The following is a 5965-nucleotide window of genomic DNA, read 5'->3' on the forward strand; positions in this document are numbered from 1 at the left end:
CCACCCGCGAGCCCGCCCCCGCCCCGGCACCCGGCGCACCGCAGGGTCCACCCCCGGGCGGAACACCCGAGCCCGCCGATGCGTTGCTGCTGCTGCGCGAGGCGCTCGCGGCGCGCCAGGAGGTCTGGGTGGAGATGGTCGGACCGTCCGGGTCGTTGCAGCGCCGGCTGCTGCGCCCGGTCCGGCTGGACGGCGGCAGGTTGCGCGCCCTCGACACCGCGCGCGCGGCCGAGCTCACGGTGGCGGTGCACCGGATCGCCTCGGTCTCCCTGCCCACCGGGTCCCTGTCCGCCACCCCCACCGACACCCCGACCGGAAAGAGCACCACGTGAACGACGGGCCCCTCATCGTCCAGTCGGACTCGACCCTGCTGCTCGAGGTCGCGCACGCCCAGGCGGACGAGTGCCGCAAGGCCGTCGCACCGTTCGCCGAGCTGGAGCGCGCCCCCGAGCACGTGCACACCTACCGGCTCACCCCGCTGGGCCTGTGGAACGCCCGTGCCGCCGGGCACGACGCCGAGCAGGTGGTCGACGTGCTGCTCAAGTACAGCCGCTACCCGGTGCCGCACGCGCTGCTGGTCCAGGTCGCCGAGACGATGGACCGCTACGGGCGCCTGCAGCTGGTCGACGACCCGGTGCACGGCCTCGTGCTGCACGCCCTCGACCCGGCGGTGCTCGTCGAGGTGATGCGCAGCGCCCGCACCAAGGGGCTGCTGGGCGAGCGGATCGACACCACCGACGTCCTGGTGCACCCCTCGCAGCGCGGCCACCTCAAGCAGGTGCTCGTCAAGCTCGGCTGGCCGGCCGAGGACCTCGCGGGCTACGTCGACGGCGAGGCGCACCCGATCGCGCTGCGCGAGGACGGCTGGTCGCTGCGGCCCTACCAGCAGCACGCGGTCGACACGTTCTTCCACGGCGGCTCCGGCGTCGTCGTGCTGCCCTGCGGGGCGGGCAAGACGCTCGTGGGCGCGGGGGCGATGGCCCGGTCCAAGACCACGACGCTCATCCTGGTGACCAACACGGTGAGCGCCCGGCAGTGGCGTGACGAGCTGCTGGCGCGCACCACGCTCACCGAGGACGAGATCGGCGAGTACTCCGGCACCCGCAAGCAGGTGCGCCCGGTGACCATCGCGACCTACCAGGTGCTCACCACGAAGCGGAAGGGCGTCTACTCGCACCTCGAGCTGCTGGACGCCCGCGACTGGGGCCTCATCCTGTACGACGAGGTGCACCTGCTTCCGGCACCCGTCTTCCGCATGACGGCGGACCTGCAGGCCCGGCGCCGGCTCGGCCTCACGGCCACCCTGGTGCGTGAGGACGGCCGGGAGGACGAGGTGTTCTCGCTCATCGGCCCCAAGCGGTACGACGCCCCGTGGAAGGACATCGAGGCGCAGGGCTACATCGCGCCGGCGACCTGCGTCGAGGTGCGTCTCACGCTGCCGGACGACGCCCGGATGACCTACGCCACCGCCGAGCCGGAGGACCGCTACCGGCTGGCGGCCACCGCACCGGGCAAGCTGTCGGTGGTCTCCCGCCTGGTCGCGGCGCACACCGGGTCGCCGACGCTGGTGATCGGCCAGTACCTGGACCAGCTGCACGAGCTGTCCGAGCACCTGGGCGCCGACCTCATCACCGGGGAGACCACGGTGCGCGAGCGGCAGCGGCTGTTCGAGGCGTTCCGCACCGGCGAGATCGGTCTGCTCGTGGTGTCCAAGGTGGCCAACTTCTCGGTGGACCTGCCCGAGGCGAGCGTCGCGATCCAGGTCTCGGGGTCGTTCGGCTCCCGCCAGGAGGAGGCGCAGCGTCTCGGCCGGCTGCTGCGGCCGAAGTCCGACGGGCACGCCGCGACGTTCTACACGGTGGTGTCCCGCGACACGGTGGACCAGGAGTTCGCGGCGCACCGGCAGCGCTTCCTCGCCGAGCAGGGCTACGCGTACTCGATCATCGATGCCGAGGACCTCGACCCGACCGGCTGACCGACGCCGTGCTGGCGACTCGGTGAACAGCGCGCGTCCCGGCGAGCCGCAACCGGGGGTTTCCCTCGTTCAGGTGATTGGGTGTCCCCTGTGCTGAACCGGTACTGCCCGCCCGCCTCCCGGCTGACCCCTCGGCCGACCACCGCCGTCGGGTCCGCCGACCCCGGGCACGAGCGGCAGGTACGGGCACATGAACACTCGCTGAACGTCTCCCACGACACCTCAGCATCCCCCGCGACCGGCCGACGGGCGTCGTATGTCCTCGGGCGCTGACCTCACCCTGAGCACGATGATCGAGCCGTGCCCCGTGGTGCCCGCCTCGACCCCGTGCGCTCATGTCGACCAGGGCTTCCGCACCCAGTGGACCGCACCCGCCGTCCTGGTCCGGGCCGCCGACGGCGCCATCGGGCTGGTGGGCCGGGCCGCCTTCCTGTCGATGATGGCGGGCCGGTACGGCTACGGCCGGTCGCTGTGGGGCAAGCGCCCGATCGCCGCGCTGGCCACCTGGGGGGCCGCCACCGTGCAGCCCACGACGACGGTCGCCGAGGCGGCCGCGCTCATCGCCGACACGGTCGAGGGCTACCGGGACCTGCCGGTGCTGGACGAGCACGGCACCCCCGTCGGCGTCGTGCGACCCGTGCACGTGATGCGCGCGCTGGCCGACCAGACGGCGCACCGCGCCGCCACCGACGAGCTCACCGGGGTGGCCTCGCGCGCCCGGTTCATCGAGTCGCTGCGCGACCAGGTGAGCTGCCTCGCCCAGGTCCCCGGTGCTGTCGCGGTGGTGTTCCTCGACCTGGACCGGCTCAAACCGGTGAACGACCTGTTCGGCCACTCCCTGGGCGACGCGCTGCTGCGCTCGGTGGCCCGACGGCTCGTGCAGGCGCTCGGCGACCAGGGGCTCGTCGGACGGCTCGGCGGCGACGAGTTCGCCGTCGTGTCCATGCTGCCGGTCGCCCCGGACGTCGACCCCACCGCCGCGGCCCTCGACCTGGGCGAGCGGCTGCGGCTGGCGCTGGCCACCCGCGACGAGTCGCTGCCGGTGCTCGCCGAGTCCCGCGCGAGCGTCGGCGTGGCGGTCACCGAGTCGGCCAGCACCGACACCGAGGTGCTGCTGCGGACCGCCGACGAGGCGATGTACGCCGCCAAGGTCGCCGGCGGCGACCGGGTGCGCCTGGCGGGCCCGGCCGCGGCGAAGGGCCGGACCGTGCCGACCGACGACCTGCTGCTGGTCTACCAGCCGGTGGTGGACGTGCGCTCCGACCAGGTGACCGCCGTCGAGGCGCTGCTGCGGACCCGACGGCCCGACGGCACCCTGGAGTTCCCGTCCGAACGGCTGCACTCGGCCGCACGCGCGGGCACGTCGCTCGCGCTGGACCGATGGGTGCTGGCCACCGCGTGCGCGGACATGGAGCGCTGGACGCGGACCCTGGGTGCGGACGCACCGGCCCGGGTGCACGTCAACCTGGCGCCCGAGTCGCTGCGTGTGCCCGACCTCGCGGCGACGCTGCTCGCTGCCATCGAGGGGAGCGGGCTGGACCGGCACCGGGTCTGCCTCGAGCTGTCGGAGTACGCCGGGGTCGACGACCTGGTCCGGGCCACCCCGCAGCTCACCATCCTGGCGACGGCCGGGGTGAGCTTCGCCCTGGACGACATGGGCGCGACCCTCGGCGCCCTGCGGCTGCTGGGCACCGCCCTGCCGATCGACTGCGTCAAGGTGGACCGCTCCGTGGTCGAGGGGTCCGGGCAGGGCCTGGCCTTCGACGCCGAGATGCTGTCCCTGGTGCGACGGCTGGCCGAGCGCTTCACGATCGACGTGGTGGCCGAGGGCGTGGAGACCGTGCCCGAGGACGTCGCGGTGCGCCGCAGCGGCATCCACCAGGTGCAGGGCTTCCTGCGCTCACGCCCCCTGGTGGAGGAGGACCTCATCGCGTTCCTCACCCGGTGCCCCGACCCGTCGGCGGACGCGGCACCGGGGCACGAGCCGGACGGACGGGCGGCGGTCGGCTCGCTCTGACGGGCTCCCGCGCGCCGGCTTGCGCACCGGGGCAGCGCGTCGCACGGTGGGGGCGCAGCAGAGCGGCTGCGCCCGTCCCGGACCTGCTCCGGTGCACCGTTCACAACGGCGGCCCGCCGTCCGATGGTGCGGGGCAGGAGGAGGCCATCATGAGCATCCAGAGCCCGACCGGTGACCCGGTCGCGATCAGCTCCGTCGGGCGTGCGCTCGACCGGACCGCCGGCTGGCGGATCCTGCACGACGTGCGGTGGCCGGGCCACCCCCAGGCCCGGCTCGCGCACGTCGCGGTCGGACCCGGCGGTGTCGTCGTCGTCCTGGAGGACGGCCCGAACCTGCACGAGGGTGTGCGGGACGGTGCGGCGGAGAACCTGGCCTGCGCGACCGCGGCCGTGACCGCGCTGCTCGGCCCGGCCCACCGCAAGACGGTGCGCGGGCTGCATGCGGTCGAGCGCCGCGGCGAGACGTCGACCCGGGCCGCGCTGGTCCCGGCCGCCCTGCTGCCGGACGTGCTCGCTCAGCTGCCGCACGTGCTGACCCCGCTGGAGACGGTGATCGTCGCGGCCCATCTGCGGGTCGAGCTCGACCCGACCGGTGCGGCCCACCGGGTGGCCCGGGTGCCGCAGCCGACGGCCGCCCCTGAGCCCGGCGCCGAGGCGTCGGACGAGCAGCAGGCGACCGACCCCACGACGGACGTCCGCCCGAGGCTGCGGCGACGGTGGTGGCCGCTGGGGCCGGGCCGCCTCACCGGGCTGCTCGTGGTCGCCGGGCTCGTGCTGCCGTGGACCGCCGGGCTCGTCGTGCACGCCCTCTGACCTCTCCTGGGAACCTGCTGGGACCGACGCTCGTTGCGGCCGGTGTGAGCGTGCGTGAGGATCGTCGGGTGCCATGGCTACGACGTGCAGCGCTGCTCGTGCTGGGCTCGGCGACGATGCTGGTCGGGATTGCCCCGGCCGCGTCGGCGACCGACCCCCTGACGTTGACGTCGGAGGTGACGGACGTCGCGGGCGTGCTCACGGCCGACCAGCAGACGCAGGTGCAGTCCGCGCTCGACGCGCTGGCGTCCGCCACGCCGTACCAGCTCTACGTCGTGCTGCTGCCGAGCTTCTCCGGGACGGCCCCGCTCAGCTGGGTCGACACCACGGCCGCGAACAGCGGTCTGGGGGCGCAGGACTTCGTGCTGGCGTACACCACGCAGGCGCCGTACCAGTACATGCTCGCCCCCGCCTCGTCGGGACAGATCACGAGCGCCGAGGTCACGAAGGTCGCGTCCGCGGTGGAGGACGCGCTGCGCGCGGCCAAGACCTCCGGTGACTGGTCCGTGGCCCCGGTGACGGCCGCGAAGGGTCTGCAGGCCGCCGCGACCGGGTCCACCGCGAGCACGTCGTCCGGGTCGTCGTCCGGGTCGGGGATCGGCTTCGGCACCGTGCTGCTCATCGGGCTCGCCGTCATCGCCGTGATCGCCCTGGTCGCCACGATGCGTGGTCGCCGCCGTGCGGCCGGCTCGCGGGCGCTGCCCGGACCGGCCGGCGGTCCCCCGGTGGTCGACCCGTACGCCGATGTCCCGACGGCCGAGCTGGACCGGCGCGCCTCGGCGGCGCTCGTGCGGCTGGACGATGCGCTGCGCAGCTCGGAGCAGGAGCTCGGCTTCGCGCAGGCGCAGTTCGGGGAGGACGCGACGGGCCAGTTCGCCCAGGTCCTGGCCCAGGGCAAGGCCCGTGCCACCGAGGCGTTCCGGCTGCGCCAGACGCTCGACGACGACGTCCCGGACACCGAGCCGCAGGTGCGGGCCACCGCGGCGCAGATCCTGGCGCTGTGCGCCCAGACCGGGTCCGAGCTGGACGCCCAGCAGGGCGCGTTCGACCAGCTGCGCTCGGTCCAGGAGCGGGTCGGCGACGCCCTCGACGCCCATGAGCGCGCGGCCACCGGTCAGCGGGCCCGGCTCGACCCGGCCCGCGCGACCTTGGCCACCCTGG

General features: G+C 74.5%; 4 protein-coding genes and 1 pseudogene. All 5 read left to right on the forward strand.

Going from position 1 to position 5965, the window contains the following annotated elements; all coding sequences use genetic code 11:
• Window positions 1-332: pseudogene (locus F2B26_RS13980) on the forward strand (helicase-associated domain-containing protein); the annotation flags it as partial.
• A complete protein-coding gene (locus F2B26_RS13985) occupies window positions 329-1975 on the forward strand; it encodes a DNA repair helicase XPB (protein ID WP_159810404.1) in 1647 nt (548 codons plus the stop codon). The pseudogene F2B26_RS13980 and the gene F2B26_RS13985, both read left to right, overlap by 4 nt.
• A 289-nt stretch (window positions 1976-2264) precedes the next feature.
• Window positions 2265-3992 (forward strand): putative bifunctional diguanylate cyclase/phosphodiesterase, encoded by a 1728-nt coding sequence (locus F2B26_RS13990; protein ID WP_159810406.1) that lies wholly within the window; start codon window positions 2265-2267, stop codon window positions 3990-3992.
• Between the two features lie 149 nt (window positions 3993-4141).
• Complete coding sequence (locus F2B26_RS13995; protein ID WP_159810408.1) at window positions 4142-4804, forward strand: hypothetical protein; 663 nt, start codon at window positions 4142-4144, stop codon at window positions 4802-4804.
• A 68-nt stretch (window positions 4805-4872) separates the two neighbouring features.
• The coding region (locus F2B26_RS14000) for a TPM domain-containing protein (RefSeq protein ID WP_201292748.1) at window positions 4873-5965 on the forward strand (1093 nt) is incomplete at its 3' end.

The organism is Cellulomonas citrea, assembly GCF_009829685.1.
Taxonomy (GTDB): domain Bacteria; phylum Actinomycetota; class Actinomycetes; order Actinomycetales; family Cellulomonadaceae; genus Cellulomonas; species Cellulomonas citrea.

What these genes read in the sequence shown, in the direction of transcription:
- F2B26_RS13990 (WP_159810406.1), top strand. Translation starts at nt 2,265, where the DNA reads ATGATCGAGCCGTGCCCCGTGGTGCCCGCCTCGACCCCGTGCGCTCAT.
- F2B26_RS13995 (WP_159810408.1), top strand. Translation starts at nt 4,142, where the DNA reads ATGAGCATCCAGAGCCCGACCGGTGACCCGGTCGCGATCAGCTCCGTC.